This is a genomic window from Achromobacter sp. JUb104, from assembly GCF_024806975.1.
GTDB classification, from domain to species: domain Bacteria; phylum Pseudomonadota; class Gammaproteobacteria; order Burkholderiales; family Burkholderiaceae_B; genus Achromobacter; species Achromobacter spanius.
The window spans coordinates 499,167-516,400 of the sequence record NZ_JANUEY010000001.1 but is presented as its reverse complement, the minus strand read 5'-3'; the positions used below and the strand labels follow the sequence as shown (position 1 = coordinate 516,400).

The window sequence follows — 17,234 nt, the reverse complement described above, 5'->3', positions numbered from 1 at the left end:
CTGTTGCCTCTACAATTCCGCCCGACAACCCTTCTTCCAACCCGACTTTTGAGCAGGCCTCACATGCTGGATAACTACCGCCAACACGTTGCCGAACGCGCGGCTCTGGGGATTCCCCCGCTGCCCCTGACGGCTAAACAAACCGCCGAACTGATCGAACTGCTGAAGAACCCGCCCGCTGGCGAGGAGCAGAACCTGGTCGAACTGCTGACCCACCGTGTGCCGGCCGGCGTGGACGATGCCGCCAAGGTGAAGGCGTCCTACCTGGCCGCCGTGGCGCTGGGCACGGAAGCTTGTGCGCTGATCAGCCGTGCCAAGGCGACGGAACTGCTGGGCACGATGCTCGGCGGCTACAACATTGGCCCGCTGGTCGACCTGCTGGACGATGCGGAAATCGGCACCATCGCCGCCGATGCGCTGAAAAAGACCCTGTTGATGTTCGACGCCTTCCATGACGTGAAGGAAAAGGCCGATAAGGGCAACGCCAACGCCAAGTCCGTGATGCAAAGCTGGGCTGACGCCGAATGGTTCACCAGCCGTCCGGAACTGCCGGAAAGCCTGACCATCACCGTCTTCAAGGTGCCTGGCGAAACCAACACCGACGATCTGTCGCCCGCGCCCGACGCCACCACCCGCCCCGACATCCCGATGCACGCCCTGGCGATGCTGAAGAACAAGCGCGACGGCGCGGCGTTCGAACCGGAAGAAGACGGCAAGCGCGGCCCGGTCAAGTTCATTGAATCGCTGAAGGAACAAGGCCACCTGGTTGCCTACGTGGGCGACGTGGTCGGTACGGGTTCGTCGCGCAAGTCGGCCACCAACTCGGTGCTGTGGTTCACGGGCGAAGACATTCCCTTCGTGCCGAACAAGCGCTTTGGTGGCGTGTGCCTGGGCAACAAGATTGCCCCGATCTTCTACAACACGATGGAAGACGCCGGCGCGCTGCCGATCGAGCTCGACGTTTCCAAGATGGAAATGGGCGACGTCGTCGAACTGCGCCCCTACGAGGGCAAGGCGCTGAAGAACGGCGAAGTCATCGCTGAATTCGAAGTGAAGTCCGACGTGCTGTTCGACGAAGTGCGCGCCGGTGGCCGCATTCCGCTGATCATCGGCCGTGGCCTGACCAGCAAGGCGCGCGAAGCACTGGGCCTGGCCCCGTCGACGCTGTTCCGCCTGCCCAAAGACCCGGTCGATACCGGCAAGGGTTACACGCTGGCCCAGAAGATGGTTGGCCGCGCCTGCGGCCTGCCGGACGGCAAGGGCATCCGCCCGGGTACCTACTGCGAACCGAAGATGACCTCGGTCGGCAGCCAGGACACCACCGGCCCGATGACCCGCGACGAACTGAAAGACCTGGCTTGCCTGGGCTTCTCGGCTGACCTCGTGATGCAGTCGTTCTGCCACACCGCAGCCTACCCCAAGCCCGTGGACGTCAAGACGCACCACACGCTGCCGGAATTCATCAGCACCCGTGGCGGCGTGTCGCTGCGTCCGGGTGATGGCGTGATCCACTCGTGGCTGAACCGCATGCTGTTGCCCGACACCGTCGGCACCGGCGGCGATTCGCACACGCGCTTCCCGATCGGCATTTCGTTCCCCGCCGGTTCGGGCCTGGTAGCCTTTGCCGCCGCCACCGGCGTGATGCCGCTGGACATGCCGGAATCGGTGCTGGTCCGCTTCAAGGGCAAGCTGCAACCCGGCGTCACCCTGCGCGACCTGGTCAACGCCATCCCGCTGTACGCCATCAAGCAAGGCCTGCTGACCGTTGCCAAGCAAGGCAAGAAGAACATCTTCTCGGGTCGCATCCTGGAAATCGAAGGCCTGCCGGACCTGAAGGTCGAGCAAGCTTTCGAACTGTCGGATGCGTCGGCTGAACGTTCGGCCGCCGGCTGCTCGGTGTTCCTGAACAAGGAACCGATCATCGAATACATCAACAGCAACATCGTGATGTTGAAGTGGATGATCGCCAACGGCTACGAAGACGAACGCACGCTGGGCCGCCGCATCAAGGCCATGGAAGCCTGGCTGGCTGACCCCAAGCTGCTGGAGCCGGACGCCGACGCCGAATACGCCGCCGTCATCGAGATCGACCTGGCCGACGTGCACGAGCCCATCGTGGCCTGCCCGAACGACCCGGACGACGTCAAGACGCTGTCGGAAGTTGCCGGCGCCAAGATCGACGAAGTGTTCATCGGCAGCTGCATGACCAACATCGGCCACTTCCGCGCGGCGTCCAAGCTGCTGGAAGGCAAGCGCGACATCCCGGTCAAGCTGTGGGTGGCTCCGCCCACCAAGATGGACGCCACGCAGTTGACCGAGGAAGGCCACTACGGCGTCTTCGGCACCGCCGGCGCCCGCACGGAAATGCCGGGCTGCTCGCTGTGCATGGGCAACCAGGCACAAGTGCGCGAAGGCGCGACCGTCATGTCGACCAGCACCCGCAACTTCCCGAACCGCCTGGGCAAGAACACGAACGTGTACCTGGGTTCGGCCGAGTTGGCCGCCATCTGCTCGAAGCTGGGCCGCATCCCGACCAAGGACGAGTACATGACCGACATGGGCGTCATTAACAAGAGCAGCGACCAGATCTATCAGTACCTGAACTTCGACAAGATCGCGGACTACAAGGACGTGGCGGACGTGATCGAGGTCTAAGCCTTGCACGCTAGCCAGGTGTCTTGACCTGCTTGCAGCAGGAACGACGGCCCCGGAGCAATCCGGGGCCGTTTTCTTTTGGGGCGGGTTTCGGAAGGCGGACTTCACAGGGCGAGCTTTCGGCATCAGGTGCCGGCATCGGGTTTCAGCGGTTCCTGCCTGAACGCCCAAGCAAGCGTCCGAACAGGAAACTTTTCCCCCGATACGTTTTCATACAATCGCGGTACTTTGTGACCCTTGCCCCGGCGCAGCGATCCGTTCGCGCCATGACCCGAAGGAGGAAGCCCGCCAATGACCCGGCTTTTGCTGCCGCCGCTGCTACTGCTGGCGCTTGCCGGTTGCGCCACGGCGCCGCCATCCAACCCCGAGAACATTTGTGCGATCTTCCGTGAAAAGCCGGACTGGCACGACGCCGCCCTGAAGGTGCAAAAGAAATGGGGCGCGCCCGTGCCGGTGCCCATGGCGATGATGTATCAGGAGTCCTCCTACAAACAGGACGCCGTGCCACCCCGCTACTACTTCCTGGGCTTCATCCCCTGGGGCCGCGTCAGTTCCGCCTACGGCTACGCGCAAGCCAAGGACGAAACCTGGGCCGACTACAAGCGCGAAGCCGGAAGCTGGGGCGCCAGCCGCGACGACTTCGCCGACGCGCTGGACTTCATGGGCTGGTACATGAGCAAAAGCCAGCGCATCAACGGCGTATCCAAATGGGACGCCTACGCCCAATACCTGAACTACCACGAAGGCTGGACGGGCTACCGCAACCGCAGCTACGACCGCAAGGCATGGTTGAAAACGGTATCGCTGAAGGTCAAGGCGCGCGCGGAGAAATTCACGTCGCAGTACAAAAGCTGCGAAGCGGATCTGACGCGTGGGGGGTGGTTTTGGTGAGCGTGTAAGGCGCTATGCTGGCGCTGATATCTGTTAGAGGAGGCAGGCCAATGAGCAGCCAACCATTCACCAGCGTGTGGGATGCTATTGAAGACACTCCCGGTGACGCTGAAAACATGAAACTGCGCTCGGGATTGATGGTGGCGCTGAAAAATCACATCGCTCGTTCTGAAATGAGCCAGCAACAAGCGGCGCAACTGCTCGGGGTTACGCAGCCGCGCGTGTCGGATCTCATGCGCGGCAAGATCAACCTGTTTGCGTTGGATGCGCTGGTCAATATGGCGACTGCTGCGGGCCTGCACGTGCAGATGACAATTCAGGAAGCAGCGTGATCCGCGGTTGATCTTTCTATCCCAAAGCAAAAATCCCGGCACGAAGCCGGGATTTTTTTTTGGGGGTATGCCGGCCGAAACTGGCCGCCTCGATCAGAAGTCCATGCTTGCCGACAGCAGGAAGGTGCGCGGGCCGCCGAGCACCAGGTAGCCGTTGCCGGGGTAGCCGCCCACCGAAGACCAGTAGTTGCGGTTGGCGATGTTTTCCACGCGGGCGCGCAGGGTGACCAAGTGGCCGCCTACGTCCGTCATGTAACGCACGCCGGCGTCAAAGCGGGTCCAGCCGGGGACTTTGAGCGTGTTGGCGTCATCCGCGTAGGACGAACCGGTGTAGACGACGCGGCCGTCCACCGCCAGGCCTTGCACGCCCGGGATGTCCCATTCCACGCCCATGTTGGCCTGGAAGCGCGGCACGCCGATCACGCGGTTGCCGTCGACTGACGCATTACCGGTAGAACGCTGCTTGGCGTCCAGCCATGTGAGCCCGCCAAGAACTCGAACAGAGTTGATAGGTTCACCATATACCGTCAACTCCACGCCCTGATGGCGGTCTTTACCTGAGGCCGTGAGTTCGTTGTTAGCGTTGTATGCAGACCGCGGTTTGTCAGTGGAGAAAAGTGCAAGGCCTGCACCCAACCCGTCGCCTTCATACTTGGCGCCGATCTCCTTTTGTTTGGAGACGTAGGGGGACAACACCGTGCCAACGTTAGGTACCGGCTTGCCGTTAGCGTTCGCGGGGGCCGTATCCCCCTGCACCAAAGCTTCAATGTAGTTGGCATACAGTGAGACACTCGGGGTCACCTTGAATACCACACCAGCAGCCGGCGAATTCCGGCTCTTGTCGTATGCGCCTGTCTCGTTGCCTCCGTTGCCAGTCCCGTTATCGTAGGAATAGCTGCGCGTCGACATACGCTGATGGCGGACCCCAAGTGTGAGTAGGACCTTGTCATCCAGGAACGACATCGTGTCGCCCAGCGCGTAGCTGCTCATGCGCGTACGACCTTGCAAGGCAGGGTCGTCAAGATCGTTGCCATAGACGGCCTTAGTGCTGAAGGGCGGACGGTCATAGAAAACCGGATCGTAGATATTGGTAGCGAACTTATTCGTGGAGTCAAACGCATAGGCATTCTTCTTCTTAAGATCAAAGAAAGAGGCCGACACGACAAACTCATGGCCTACCGGGCCGGTACGCACCTTTGCTCGTAAGCCCACCTCGCCCGTATTAACACTATCTTCCCGGGTGTTATCAAAGCGATAGAAATTCCCGTCGCCGGTACTGGCGTTGGTCAATGTGACATTACCAAGCGAGTTGGCCTCGTCGCTTCGGCGAAAGCCATATGCCGCCCAACCAGTCAATTTGTCGCTGAAGTCATGCTCAGCGCGCAGAGTGCCGAATACGTCACGTTCATTAGAGTACGACCACGGTTGTGCGTAGTTGGAGCTTGCGTCCGGCGCATCTGGGACATGATCTTTCAATCCTGTCATCGAAATATTCGGACGCGCGCGCTTCAGCTTGTTTTCCTGCCAGCCGATATCCGCCGACAAGCGCGTGTCCGCCGAGCGCCAGTCCAGGCCCAGCGACACCAGGCTGGTGCGCGAATGTTCGTCGTCAATGCCCGTGTCGCCGCTGCGTTGCGCGGCGTTCAGGCGGATGCCGGTGCTGTCGTCCGGGCCAAAGCGGCGGGCGATGTCGGTGGAGATCTGGAACTGGCCGCCGCTGGCAACGCCGGTGGTGACGCGGGTCAGCGGCTCGTTCGGCGCGCGCTTGGGTACCAGGTTGATCACGCCGCCGATGCCGCCGCCGCCAGGCGTGGCGCCTGTCAGGAAAGCCGTTGCGCCGCGCAGCACTTCCACGCGCTCGAACAGTTCGGTGGCGATGTACTGGCGCGGCAGCAGGCTGTACAGGCCGTTGTAGGCCACGTCGTCCGAACTGAGAATAAAGCCGCGAATGAAGTAGGACTCTTGGAAATTACCGAAGCCGCGCGCCACGCGCACGCCCGAATCGTTCTGCAAGACATCGCCCACGCTGCGGGCCTGCTTGTCCTGGATCAGTTCGTTCGTGTAACTGGTGATGCTGAACGGCGTGCTCATGTTGTCCAGCGTGCCCAGCACGCCCACCCGGCCGCCCGTGGCCACCTGCCCGCCCGCGAACGCCGGGGCCAGGCCGCCGGCCGAGGCGTCGGCGCTGGCCTCTACCTTGATGGCTTGCATCGACACCACCGAGCTGCTGTCCGTGGCAGGCTGCGCTGGGACAGGGGTGGCGGTTTGCGCATGGACGACGCCCATGCATGGCAGCGTCGCGGCCACGCAAGCGAGAGTTCGAATTTTCATTTCGGGATCAAGAGAGGAAGGTGGGGCGCGTCGCCGCGCAAACAAACACACAATCCCGATTGGGTCACGCACGGAAAACGGCTTATCAGTGGGCACTACCGCGAAAGCCTGCCATCAGGCCCTGACCGAGCCCGTTCACCAAGGGGGTCTTGAGGTCTTGAGTCGCAAATGTTATCAAACCGATAATCATTCTCAATATTTCCCCGTTTTTTACGTTGATTGACGTTGCCGTCACACAACAGACATCCCTGATGGTCGCAGGGTTAAGCCGCGAGCGGCTTGGCGCCGCGACGACTGGGCATTGCCGTCGACGGCGCGCTGCCCGCGCTCGCTGCACTCACCGCGCTGTCCGTGCTGCCCGCGCTACCCACCAGCACGAAGTGCGCGGGCGCCCTGCCCGCCATCAAGACCAGCACGCCTTCCTCGTCACCGGCCGAGGCCGACGCGACCAGCGCCGATCCTGCGTCCAGCACCGCGAAGTCCCGGTCGCCTGCCGCTTGCCGGGGCAACGGTGGCGCCCCGATCCGGCGATGCCGGGCGCGCACCCCTAGCTCGCCGGACACCGAGTAGACCCACGCGTTCCAGCCCGGCGCCAGCGGCACCAACTGGGTGGCGCCGGGGCGCAGCCAGACGTCCAGGATCGTCAGGGGCGCGGGGGTAGCCAAGGGCGACTGCGATCCGGCATGGCTACCCGCCGCCACCCGGATGCGGCCGGCGTCGGTCTTTATCACCGGCATCTCCCAGCCGCGCAGCAAGGCGGACGTGGCGGCCAAAGGCTGGGGGTTTGATTCGGATTCGGATTCGGATTCGGGGCCGGCTGCCGCTTCGGACTGGCCATGCAGGCCCAACACCATCCGCAGGCCGTTCAACCGGAGCTCAGCGCCCGGCGACGCGGCCTCCCCTGCCGCCCGCGCTCGCATGACGCCGGCGTCTTCCCGAGTCCAGAACAGATCCCCCGCCTGCAGTTGATGGTCTTCGCCGTTGCCGCCCAGGCTTTGCATGAGGCCTCGGCAATCCTCCAGCATCAGCGTCGCCACCAACAGGCCGGGCCGCGCGCCGGGTACCGACGGGAACACGGCGTCCGACGCGGTCATGGCGAAATAGTCCACCTGGATCAAGGGTGACGAAGCCGGGGAAGGCGCCCGGGAAGAAACCGCTGAAGGCTCGCGGTAAAAATCGGCGTGGCAAAACGGACGAATCGTGCAGGAATCGCCGGCCGATTGCGGCTGGCTGGCAACGACGTTGCTGAGATGAATAGTCAAAAAACTGCTGCCTGATTGGGATGACGCTTGCGGGGCCAGCGTGTGGGAATGACGCTTGCCGTGCCCAAGCGCGTGTGAAACGACGTTTGAAGTGCCGAAGCTTATTCGTTCCACCAGGCGGACAGTAGAGGCCAATTTCAGGAATAGTTGTCCTGCCATGCAGGACAATCCGCCCCCCGTCCCGCCATCCAGCCGCCGCCCCCGCCCATGCCCCCGCCCCTGTATCACCTTGACGATCTGCTGCTGTTCAGCGAAGTCGTCGCAAAAGGCGGCTTCTCGGCTGCCGCGCGCGTGTTGAACATGCAGCGTTCCAAGCTCAGTCGGCGCGTGGCCGAACTGGAAGCGCGGCTGGGCGTGCGGCTGCTTCATCGCAACACCCGGCGGGTGGCGCTGACCCCGATGGGCGAGCAGATCTACGTGCACGCCCAAGCCGTGGCCCGCGAGGCCCGCATCGCGTTCGACCTGGCGGCTTCCATGGGCGACACGCCCAGCGGCCTGTTGCGCATCACCGCGCCCTCGCCGCTGGCGGTCACGCTGTTGGGCGATATGGTGGCGCGCTTTTGCCTGGCGCACCCCGGCGTGCGCGTGCTGCTGGACACGCGCGACGAGATCATCGACCTGGTGGGCGAAGGCTATGACCTGGCGTTTCGCGCCATGGGTGCGCCGCTGACGGATTCGCGGCTGATCGGCCGCGAGCTGGCGGTGGCGCCCCTGACGCTGGTCGGCACGCCGGCACTGGTAAAGGCGGCCGCGCCGCGCCATCCGCGCGACCTGGCCGCGCTGCCGCTCCTGGCGCATGCCACGCAAGACAATCTGCACACCTGGCGCTTCACCGGCCCGGGCGGCGAAGCGGCGTCACTGGAGTTTCAGCCGCGTTGCCTGAGCAGCAATATGGCAACGCTGCGTTCCATGGCACTGACGGGGCTGGGCGCGGCGTTGATACCGCATTATCTGTGCGCCAACATGCTGGCCCAGGGCAAGCTGGTCGAGATACTGCCGGGCTGGCGGGCCGCACCGTCGCGCATCTACGCCATCATGCCCGCGCGCCGGGGCGAGCCCCTGGCCTTGCGCCGCTTCCTGGAAGTGGCGGCGGCCGAACTGCCCGCCCTGCTGGCGTAACGCGCCCTGCTCAGTCCAGCTTGATGTGGTTCGCCCGGATCACCTCGCCCCAGCGCTCGCGGTCTTCCGCCACGTAGCGTTCGGTCTCGGCCTGATCGCGCGGCGCCTGAATCACCAGCCCCAAGGCCTGAAAGCGTTCGCGAAAATCCGGCTGGCGCATGACCTTGGCCACCGCGTCCCGCAGGGCGTTGGCCTCGGCCGCCGGGGTTTCCGCCGGCACCGCAACCCCGAACCACGTGGCCGCGCGAAAGCCGGGAAAGCCGCTTTCGGCCACCGTGGGCACGTCGGGCAGCACCGGCAGGCGGTCGGCCGTGGTCACCGCCAGGGCCTTGATCTTGCCCTCTTTGACCAGCGGCAGCGATGTGCTGATCACGTCGACCATCAGTTGTGTGTCATTGGCCATCAGCGAACTGAGCGCGGGCGCGCTGCCGTTGTACGGAATGTGCGCCACGTCCATGCCGGTGCGCGATTTCAGCAGCTCCGTCGCCAGTTGCAGCGGGTTGCCGATGCCGACCGAGGCGTAGTTCAGCTTGCCGGGACGCGCTTTGGCCACGTTGACGAATTGCGCCAGCGTCGCGGCCGGCACGTCGTTGTTGGCCACCACCACCAGCGGCAGTTCAGCCACCACCGACAGCACGCTGAAGTCGCGCGCCGCGTCGTAGGCGATCTTCTGATAGAGCATCGGGTTCAGCACCATGCTGGCGTTGCTGGCCAGGAACAAGGTGTAGCCGTCGGGCTGCGAGCGCGCCACCTGCGTGGCGGCGATCATGGTGTTGGCGCCGGGCTTGTTTTCAACGACCACGGGCTGCGCCAGTTCCCGCGACAGGCGCTCGGCCAGCACGCGCGACAACTGGTCGGCCGCGCCGCCCGGCGTGTAGGGCACGACCAGCTTCAACGGCCGGTCGGGAAACGCCGCCACCGCAGGCGACGCGGCGGTGGCGCAAACCCACATCGCGGTCGCGGCGCGGCCGATCCAACGATTCATCTTCAACATGCTTGTCTCCCGAGTCTGTGGCGACTCTGATTTTTTTGACGTCTATCGTGGTGTTGCCCGGCATACGGGCGGTGCTGCTGGCGGCCCGGCGCTTACACCTTGCGCGCCTGGCCCTCCCAAAACTCGGCGCGCAAGCGGCGCTTGGCGATCTTGCCGTTGTCGTCACGCGGCAGCGCCGGGCGCAGCAACAGTTCGCGCGGCACCTTGTAGCGGGCGATGCGGGTGGACAGCCATTGCATCAGGTCCTGCACGTCGATAGCGGCGTCTGGCGCAGGCTGGATCAGCCCCAGCAAACGTTCGCCGAATTCCGCATCCGGCACGCCGAACACGGCGCAATCGGCCACGCCCGGGTACTGGGTCAGGTGGTGTTCGATTTCGGCTGGATAGATGTTCACGCCGCCCGAGATCACCAGGTCTGATTCCCGGTCGCACACGAACAGGTAGCCGTCTTCGTCCACGTAGCCCAGGTCACCCAGGCCAATCAGCCCGTCGCGTTCCACCGCCTGGCGGGCTTCGGGATGGTTGCGGTAGGTGAAGTCGGCGTAGGCCGGCTGCCGCACGTAGATGCGGCCGACTTCGCCGGGCTCGCAGACGTGGCCGTCGTCGCCGTAGACGCGCACTTGCGCCGGCCCGATGGGCCGCCCCGCGCTGCCGGGCTTGGCCAGCGCTTCGTGCGAGTCGATCACGGTCACCATGCCCGCTTCGCTGGACGCATAAGTTTCATGGATGACCGGCCCCAGCCAGTCGATCATCGCGCGCTTGAGTTCGGGCGCGCAGGGCGCCCCCGTCGACGCCACGAAGCGCAAGGAGGACAGGTCGAACGACGCCCGCGTGCGCGCATCCAGCTTCAGCAGGCGCACATACATGATGGGCACGAGGTAGACGGTGTCGATGCGGTGCTGCTCGATCAGGCGCAAGACTTCAAGCGGGTCGAACCGCGCCGTCAGCACCAGCGTGTCGCACACGCGCAGGGCCACCTGGGCGAAGACGCTGGGCGCGCTGTGGTAGATCGGCGCCGGCAGCAGCGCGCGGCAGCCCGGCCGCAGGCCGTAGGCCTGTTCCACCACGGACTCCACCGCCGCCAGATGCTCGGCCAGGCGGTCCACCGGGAAAGGCTGGCGCACCACGCCCTTGGGCCGGCCGGTCGTGCCCGAGGTGTACGCCATGTGGCCGCGCGGGGCGACCACGGGGCCGTCGTAGCGGGGCTGTGCGTTGCGCCAGGCGTTGTAGTCGGTGCTATCGCCATTGCCGTTGCCGTTGCCGTTGCCATTGCCGCTGACACTGCCATTGCCACCGCCACCGCCACCGCCACCGTCTTCGCTGCGCGCGGCGGTCACCGCATCGCCATTTCCCGCGACCCGCAGCGCGGGCAGGCCGGTAGGCAAGGCGGCGTGCACCTGACGCCACAGATCGTCCTCGGCGATCAACACCTTGGCGCCGCTGTCGGCCACCAGGAACGCCACCTCGTCAGCCGTGTAATGCCAGTTGATGGGGCAGTAATAACAACCCAGCCGTTTGCAGGCCTGGATGATTTCCAGGTACGGCATGCCGTTGCGCAGCAGCACGGCGATGACGTCGCCTTCGCGTACGCCCATCGCCGCCAGGCCCGCCGCAACCTGCTCGCCCCGGGCCACCAGCGCATCGCGCGTCAGGCTCACGTCCCCGGCAATGATGCGTGCCGTCATGCCGGCTTCCCCGCGCGTTGCGCCTTGTCTTGCGCGGTGCGCGCTTCGATGGCGGCGCGGGCGGCCGCCCAGTCGTCGTCTGACCAATCGAAGTACTGCTTGAAGTAGGCGCCATTGGCCAGGTAGTCGCCCCCGTCCAGCGCAATTGTCTGGCCGTTGATCCAATCGTTGCCCGGCCCCAGCAGAAAGGCCGCCAGTTCGCCGATGTCGTGCCCGGTGCCCAGGCGCCGCATGGGGTTTTGTTGCGTCAGTGCGTCCTGGCCGTCGCCATTGGGGCGCAAGCGCGCCGTCGCGCCTTCGGTGGGAATAACCCCCGGCGCAATGGCGTTCAAGCGGATGCCATGCCTGCCCCACTCCACCGCCAGCGATTTGGTCATGGCGTCGATGCCGGCCTTGGACATGGCCGAGGGCACCACGAACGGCGACCCGGTCCATACCCAGGTCACCACAATCGACACCACCGCGCCGTGCGTGCCGGACGCAATCCAGCGCTTACCCACCGCCTGCGTCATGTAGAAGGTGCCGCGAAACACGGTGTCGGCAATGGCGTTGAAACCGCGCGCCGACAATTTTTCGGTGGGGCTGATGAAGTTGCCCGCCGCGTTGTTGACCAGGCCATCCAGCCCGCCGTGCGTGGTCCAGATGCCTTCAACCATGGCATCCACCGCGTCGGCGTCGCGGATGTCAACGGCATGCGCGTAGGCCTGGGCGCCGTACTTGGCGCGCAGCCCGGCGGCGGCTTCTTCCACCACGGCCTGGCGGCGGCCACACAAATGCACGGTGGCGCCCAACGAGGCCAATTGTTCGGCCATGGCCAGACCCAGCCCCGTGCCGCCTCCCGTGACGAGGATGCGCTGGCCGCGGAACAGGTCCGCGCGGAACATGCTTTGCACCATGGTTTGTCTCCTTTATCTGATCGCAATGCGGTGTGGGAAGCAGATTATCAACGCGCCAATGGCGCGACAATCCTTCAGTCTGAGTAAACTCTGTTTCCCCAGAGGCAACAATCCAAGACAGCCATGTCCGCCTTGCCCGCGCTAGACCTGAACCTGATCCAGCTATTCGTGACCATCGTCGAGGCGGGCACGCTAAGCGAAGCGGCCTTGCGCCAAGGGGTGACGCGGTCGCACGTCAGCCGCAATCTGCAAAAGCTGGAACGCGCGTTCGGCGCGCAGTTGATCCGGCGCACCACGCGCCGCCTGGAACTGACGCAGCAGGGCACGGTGCTGTACGAACATGGGGCGCGCATGGCGCGCGAGGTGGAATCGGCGCGACATGCCTTGCAGAAGCTGGGCGCGGAACCCACCGGCCACGTCCGCCTGTCCCTGCCCACCGGCCTGGGCGAACTGGATGCGCTGCGCCCCCTGCTGGTGCGCTTTGCGCTGGAGCATCCCAGCCTGAGCCTGCGGGTCCTGTTTTCCAACCGCGTCAGCGACCTGATTTCGTCAGAGATCGACGTGGCGTTGCGGGTGATTTCTCAGCCCCCGCAAGACTACGTTGCCCGCGAGCTGGGCGACGTGAAATGGCATTTGTGCGCCGCCCCCGATTATTTGCAGCGCGTGGGCATGCCCACGCACCCGCGCGACCTGGGCCGGTTCGACTTCCTGTGCCCGCCCGGCCCCAAGCCGCAGACCACGCTGCGCTTGAGCCGCAAAGGGCAAACCTATGAAGCCAAGCTGGCGCCCCGGCTGCAATCCGAATACTTCCCTTTTCTGGCCCAGGCCGCGCGCGACGGCGCGGGCATCGCATTACTGCCCGCCTATATCGTGCAACCCGACCTGGAAACGCAGCGGCTGCGGGAAGTGCTGCCCGCCTATCGAGCGGAAGGCCCCGGCGACAAGCTGTTCATCCTGACCTCGCCCACGCCTTACCCATCCACCGCCCAACGCGCCCTGGTCGCCTTCCTGAAACGGGAACTGGAGCCGCTGCTGCGCGCTTATTTGAATTGATCCGGGCAGCCGCTTCCTGGGCAACACCCGCCGCCACGCCGCTGTAGGACAACCCTGGTAAAACCACGGGGTCTTGCGGGCTTGGTCCATGTCCGCCAAAGTAGGGGTTTTGCAGTCGCTGAACGGGACCTGACCGGACTTGGGCTTGAACTTTGACGTGCGCACCAAGTCTTATATAAGATATAAGACATACGGCCGCGCGCGGGCTTGTGTCCCCTACAATGACAAACGCGCAAAAACGCCAGAAAATGCCGCCTGCGCTTGGGCGAATACAGCCGGGCAAAACCACGGAGTCCATCATGCCGCACAACACCCTAGACACTCTCAAGAATTTCAAGATCGGCAATAAATCCTGTCAGTACTATTCGCTGCCGGCGCTGGGCAAGTCCCTCGGCATCGATGTGCAGCGGCTCCCGGTATCGATCCGCATCGTGCTGGAATCCGTGCTGCGCAACTGTGATGGCAAGAAGGTCACGGAAGAACACGTCAAGCAGCTCGCCAACTGGCAGGCCAATGCCCGCCGCGAAGACGAGATCCCTTTCGTCGTGGCGCGCGTCGTGCTGCAGGACTTCACCGGCGTGCCGCTGCTGGCCGATATCGCGGCCATGCGCTCGGTGGCCGACAAGATGGGCAAGAGCCCCAAGAGCATTGAACCGCTGGTGCCGGTTGACCTGGTCGTCGACCACTCGGTCATGATCGACTACTTCGGCACCAAGAATGCGCTGGACCTGAACATGAAGCTGGAATTCAAGCGCAACCAAGAGCGCTACCAGTTCATGAAGTGGGGCATGCAGGCGTTTGACACCTTCGGCGTCGTGCCCCCGGGCTTCGGCATCGTCCACCAGGTCAACCTGGAATACCTGGCGCGCGGCGTGCACCAGGACAAGAAAAACAATGTCTATTACCCCGATTCGCTGGTGGGCACCGACAGCCACACCACGATGATCAACGGTATCGGCGTGGTGGGCTGGGGCGTGGGCGGCATCGAAGCCGAAGCCGGCATGCTGGGCCAGCCCGTGTACTTCCTGACGCCCGACGTGGTGGGCGTCGAACTCAAGGGCCAGTTGCGCGGCGGCGTCACCGCCACCGACCTGGTGCTGACCATTACCGAAATGCTGCGGCGTGAAAAGGTGGTGGGCAAGTTCGTTGAATTCTGCGGCGAAGGCACCGCCAGCCTGACCGTGGCCGAACGCGCCACCATCGGCAACATGGCGCCGGAATACGGCGCCACCATGGGCTTCTTCCCGGTTGACGAACGCACCATCGATTACTTCCGTGGCACCGGTCGCACGGAAGATGAAATCGCCGCCTTCGAAGCCTATTTCAAGGCGCAGAAGATGTTCGGCATCCCCGCCGCCCAAGACATCAACTTCACCAAGCTGCTGACGCTGGACCTGTCCACCGTGGCGCCGTCGCTGGCCGGCCCGAAGCGCCCGCAAGACCGCATCGAAATCGGCAACGTCAAGAACACGTTCATCGACCTGTTCTCCAAGCCGGTCGCGGAAAACGGCTTCAACCAGCCGGAAGAAAAGCTGAACCAGACCTTCACGACCAGCACCGGCACCAAGATCAAGAACGGCGACATCCTGATTGCCGCCATCACGTCCTGCACCAACACATCGAACCCGAACGTGCTGCTGGCCGCCGGCCTGTTGGCCAAGAAGGCCGTGGAAGCCGGCCTGAAGGTACCCAAGCACATCAAGACGTCGCTCGCCCCTGGGTCGCGCGTGGTCACCGACTACCTGACCAAGACGGGCCTCTTGCCCTACCTGGAAAAGCTGGGCTTTGACGTGGCCGCCTACGGCTGCACCACCTGCATCGGCAACGCCGGCGACCTGACGCCCGATCTGAACGAAGCCATCACCGGCAACGACCTGGTCTGCTCGGCCGTGCTGTCCGGCAACCGCAACTTTGAAGCGCGTATCCACCCGAACATCAAGGCCAACTTCCTGGCCTCGCCCCCGCTGGTGGTGGCCTACGCGCTGGCCGGCACCGTCACGCGCGACCTGATGACCGAGCCGGTTGGCAAGGGCAAGAACGGCGATGTCTGGCTGGGCGACATCTGGCCCACGTCCGAAGAAGTCGAAGCGCTGATGAAGCACGCGCTGGACCCGAAGGTGTTCGAGGCCAACTACGGCCAGGTCAAGAGCAACCCCGGCAAGCTGTGGGAAAACATCAAGGGCGTGGCCGGCGATACCTACAACTGGCCTGACTCCACCTACATTGCCGAACCGCCCTTCTTCGAAGGCTTCGACATGACGCCGGCCGCGATGCCCACCGTCAAGGGCGCGCGCGCGCTGGGCGTGTTTGGTGATTCGGTCACCACCGACCACATCTCACCCGCAGGCTCCATCAAGGAAACCTCGCCGGCCGGCAAGTGGCTGAAGGAAAACGGCGTCATGAAGGCCGATTTCAACAGCTATGGCTCGCGTCGCGGCAACCACGAAATCATGATGCGCGGCACCTTCGCCAACGTGCGCATCAAGAACCTGATGATCCCGTCGCTGCCGGACGGCAGCCGTTTTGAAGGCGGCGAGACCCTGTTCCAGCCCACCGGCGAACAGATGTCCATCTACGACGCGGCCATGAAGTACGTGGCGCAGGGCACCCCCACCGTGGTGTTCGGCGGCGAAGAATACGGCACCGGCTCGTCGCGCGACTGGGCGGCCAAGGGCACGCAACTGCTGGGCGTCAAGGCCGTGATCACCCGCAGCTTTGAACGCATCCACCGCAGCAACCTGGTGGGCATGGGCGTGTTGCCGCTGCAATTCAAGGGCGCTGACAGCGTGGAGTCGCTGGGCATCACCGGCGAAGAAACCTACGACATCTCGGGCCTGGAAAACGGCATCAAGCCGATGCAGGACGTGACGCTGACGATCACCCGCAAGGACGGTTCGAAGCAAGACGTGACGGTGCTGCTGCGCATCGACACGCCGATCGAGGTCGACTACTACCTGCATGGCGGCATCCTGCCCTTCGTGCTGCGCCAACTGCTGGCGGCCTGACCCCGCCACTCGCTTGCGCCCCGCTCGCGGCGGCGCAATGCAAAAGCCCCGAAGCCTTGCGGCTTCGGGGCTTTTTACTTCGTAGACAAGCAGCGTGTCAGTCGTCGAACTGATAGGCGTCCATGGCCAGCGCGCTGTACGAGATCTCGTCATTCAAGCGCGTGGCCGACGCACCGCCCGCGCCCAGCGCCACATACAGCGGCATCAGGTGATCGTCATGCGGATGGGCCTGCGCTGCACCCGGCGCCCGCGCCTGCCAGTCCAGCAGCGCCGACACGTTGTGATCGGCTAGGTTGCGCGCGTACCAGTCCTGAAACTCGGGCACATAAGGCGCCGCCGGCGCGTCTTGCGGCATGCGCACGTGGCGCAGATTGTGCGTCAACGAACCCGAGCCGATGATCAGGATGCCCTCGTCGCGCAGCGGCGCCAGCGCGCGTCCCAGCGCCAACTGTCCGGCAGCGTCGCGACCCATGTCCAGCGACAGTTGCACCACCGGCACGTCGACATCGGGATACAGGTAACGCAACGGCACCCAGGCGCCATGGTCCAGCGGACGGCGCGGGTCGCGGTCGGCGGTAATGCCGGATTCGGCCAGCAGCGTTTGCACGCGCGCGGCCAGTTCGGGCGACCCGGGCGCCGCATATTGCAGCGTGTAGAGCTCGGGCGGAAAGCCACCGAAATCGTGCCAGGCCACTTGCTGGTCGCGGGTGGACAGCGCAAGGCCTTCACCCATCCAATGCGGCGACACCACCAGGATGCCGCGCGGCTTGCGGCCCTGGGCCTGGCTCCAGGCCGCCAGCACGGGGCCGGTCAGCCCAGGCTCAACGGCCAGCATGGGCGAGCCGTGGGAAACGAATAGCGTAGGCCAACGCATGGCGAAGCCTCCTGAAAATAAGTCGATGCCCAGATTTTCGAACGTTTCCGATCAGCAATAAACCCCTAGGGCGGGGATGCTCTGTTGCCAATCCGGCATCAATATGGACAACCCGCGCCGCCGCCGTGCCCGGCCGC

Annotated in this window: 12 protein-coding genes; 6 read left to right on the top strand and 6 right to left on the bottom strand. The window is 64.4% G+C overall.

What is annotated here, in order from left to right:
• Window positions 1–63 precede the first annotated feature (63 nt).
• The 3 genes from acnB (at window position 64) to M2361_RS02330 (ending at window position 3,878) form a co-directional block, all read left to right on the top strand.
• Entirely contained in the window at window positions 64–2,655 is a 2,592-nt protein-coding gene (gene acnB / locus M2361_RS02340; protein WP_259246033.1) for a bifunctional aconitate hydratase 2/2-methylisocitrate dehydratase, read from the top strand.
• Window positions 2,656–2,946: 291 nt separating this feature from the next.
• Entirely contained in the window at window positions 2,947–3,546 is a 600-nt protein-coding gene (locus M2361_RS02335) for a hypothetical protein (RefSeq protein ID WP_100856543.1), read from the top strand.
• A 50-nt stretch (window positions 3,547–3,596) separates the two neighbouring features.
• Window positions 3,597–3,878 carry a helix-turn-helix domain-containing protein gene (locus M2361_RS02330; RefSeq protein ID WP_259246032.1) on the top strand — a complete coding sequence of 94 codons (282 nt, stop codon included), beginning with the start codon at window positions 3,597–3,599 and terminating at the stop codon, window positions 3,876–3,878.
• A gap of 93 nt (window positions 3,879–3,971) precedes the next feature.
• Here the strand turns inward: M2361_RS02330 and M2361_RS02325 are convergent, their stop codons facing one another.
• Window positions 3,972–6,209, bottom strand: a complete 2,238-nt coding sequence (locus M2361_RS02325) for a TonB-dependent siderophore receptor (RefSeq protein ID WP_259249220.1) — start codon at window positions 6,207–6,209, stop codon at window positions 3,972–3,974.
• Window positions 6,210–6,472: 263 nt separating this feature from the next.
• Window positions 6,473–7,303 (bottom strand): pirin family protein, encoded by an 831-nt coding sequence (locus tag M2361_RS02320; protein ID WP_259246031.1) that lies wholly within the window; start codon window positions 7,301–7,303, stop codon window positions 6,473–6,475.
• 375 nt (window positions 7,304–7,678) lie between these two features.
• On the opposite strand from M2361_RS02320, the gene M2361_RS02315 reads away from it, so the two are divergent.
• Complete coding sequence (locus tag M2361_RS02315; protein WP_259246030.1) at window positions 7,679–8,590, top strand: LysR substrate-binding domain-containing protein; 912 nt, start codon at window positions 7,679–7,681, stop codon at window positions 8,588–8,590.
• A 10-nt stretch (window positions 8,591–8,600) separates the two neighbouring features.
• Here M2361_RS02315 and M2361_RS02310 read toward each other — a convergent pair whose 3' ends face one another.
• From M2361_RS02310 to M2361_RS02300, 3 genes are all read right to left on the bottom strand, one after another.
• Window positions 8,601–9,584, bottom strand: a complete 984-nt coding sequence (locus tag M2361_RS02310) for a Bug family tripartite tricarboxylate transporter substrate binding protein (RefSeq protein WP_404976238.1) — start codon at window positions 9,582–9,584, stop codon at window positions 8,601–8,603.
• A 92-nt stretch (window positions 9,585–9,676) separates the two neighbouring features.
• Window positions 9,677–11,269 (bottom strand): AMP-binding protein, encoded by a 1,593-nt coding sequence (locus M2361_RS02305; protein WP_259246029.1) that lies wholly within the window; start codon window positions 11,267–11,269, stop codon window positions 9,677–9,679.
• The gene (locus M2361_RS02300; protein ID WP_259249218.1) at window positions 11,266–12,153 is read right to left on the bottom strand and encodes an SDR family oxidoreductase; all 888 of its coding nucleotides are present in this window, start codon (window positions 12,151–12,153) and stop codon (window positions 11,266–11,268) included. Before M2361_RS02300 ends, M2361_RS02305 begins: the two co-directional genes overlap by 4 nt.
• Before the next feature lie 135 nt (window positions 12,154–12,288).
• Between M2361_RS02300 and M2361_RS02295 the strand changes: the two genes are divergently transcribed.
• Together M2361_RS02295 and acnA are read left to right on the top strand one after the other, a co-directional pair.
• Window positions 12,289–13,218, top strand: coding sequence for a LysR family transcriptional regulator (locus M2361_RS02295; RefSeq protein WP_259246028.1), 930 nt, complete (start codon window positions 12,289–12,291; stop codon window positions 13,216–13,218).
• A 299-nt stretch (window positions 13,219–13,517) separates the two neighbouring features.
• Window positions 13,518–16,223, top strand: a complete 2,706-nt coding sequence (acnA, locus tag M2361_RS02290) for an aconitate hydratase AcnA (RefSeq protein WP_259246027.1) — start codon at window positions 13,518–13,520, stop codon at window positions 16,221–16,223.
• A 97-nt stretch (window positions 16,224–16,320) separates the two neighbouring features.
• Here acnA and M2361_RS02285 read toward each other — a convergent pair whose 3' ends face one another.
• Complete coding sequence (locus M2361_RS02285; RefSeq protein WP_259246026.1) at window positions 16,321–17,097, bottom strand: class III extradiol ring-cleavage dioxygenase; 777 nt, start codon at window positions 17,095–17,097, stop codon at window positions 16,321–16,323.
• Between the last annotated feature and the right edge of the window lie 137 nt (window positions 17,098–17,234).

Bases quoted from the DNA above. Each gene is read 5' to 3' on its own strand.
- acnB (WP_259246033.1), top strand. From the start codon at position 64: ATGCTGGATAACTACCGCCAACACGTTGCCGAACGCGCGGCTCTGGGG.
- M2361_RS02335 (WP_100856543.1), top strand. From the start codon at position 2,947: ATGACCCGGCTTTTGCTGCCGCCGCTGCTACTGCTGGCGCTTGCCGGT.
- M2361_RS02330 (WP_259246032.1), top strand. From the start codon at position 3,597: ATGAGCAGCCAACCATTCACCAGCGTGTGGGATGCTATTGAAGACACT.
- M2361_RS02325 (WP_259249220.1), bottom strand. From the start codon at position 6,209: ATGAAAATTCGAACTCTCGCTTGCGTGGCCGCGACGCTGCCATGCATG.
- M2361_RS02320 (WP_259246031.1), bottom strand. From the start codon at position 7,303: ATGACCGCGTCGGACGCCGTGTTCCCGTCGGTACCCGGCGCGCGGCCC.
- M2361_RS02315 (WP_259246030.1), top strand. From the start codon at position 7,679: ATGCCCCCGCCCCTGTATCACCTTGACGATCTGCTGCTGTTCAGCGAA.
- M2361_RS02310 (WP_404976238.1), bottom strand. From the start codon at position 9,584: ATGTTGAAGATGAATCGTTGGATCGGCCGCGCCGCGACCGCGATGTGG.
- M2361_RS02305 (WP_259246029.1), bottom strand. From the start codon at position 11,269: ATGACGGCACGCATCATTGCCGGGGACGTGAGCCTGACGCGCGATGCG.
- M2361_RS02300 (WP_259249218.1), bottom strand. From the start codon at position 12,153: ATGTTCCGCGCGGACCTGTTCCGCGGCCAGCGCATCCTCGTCACGGGA.
- M2361_RS02295 (WP_259246028.1), top strand. From the start codon at position 12,289: ATGTCCGCCTTGCCCGCGCTAGACCTGAACCTGATCCAGCTATTCGTG.
- acnA (WP_259246027.1), top strand. From the start codon at position 13,518: ATGCCGCACAACACCCTAGACACTCTCAAGAATTTCAAGATCGGCAAT.
- M2361_RS02285 (WP_259246026.1), bottom strand. From the start codon at position 17,097: ATGCGTTGGCCTACGCTATTCGTTTCCCACGGCTCGCCCATGCTGGCC.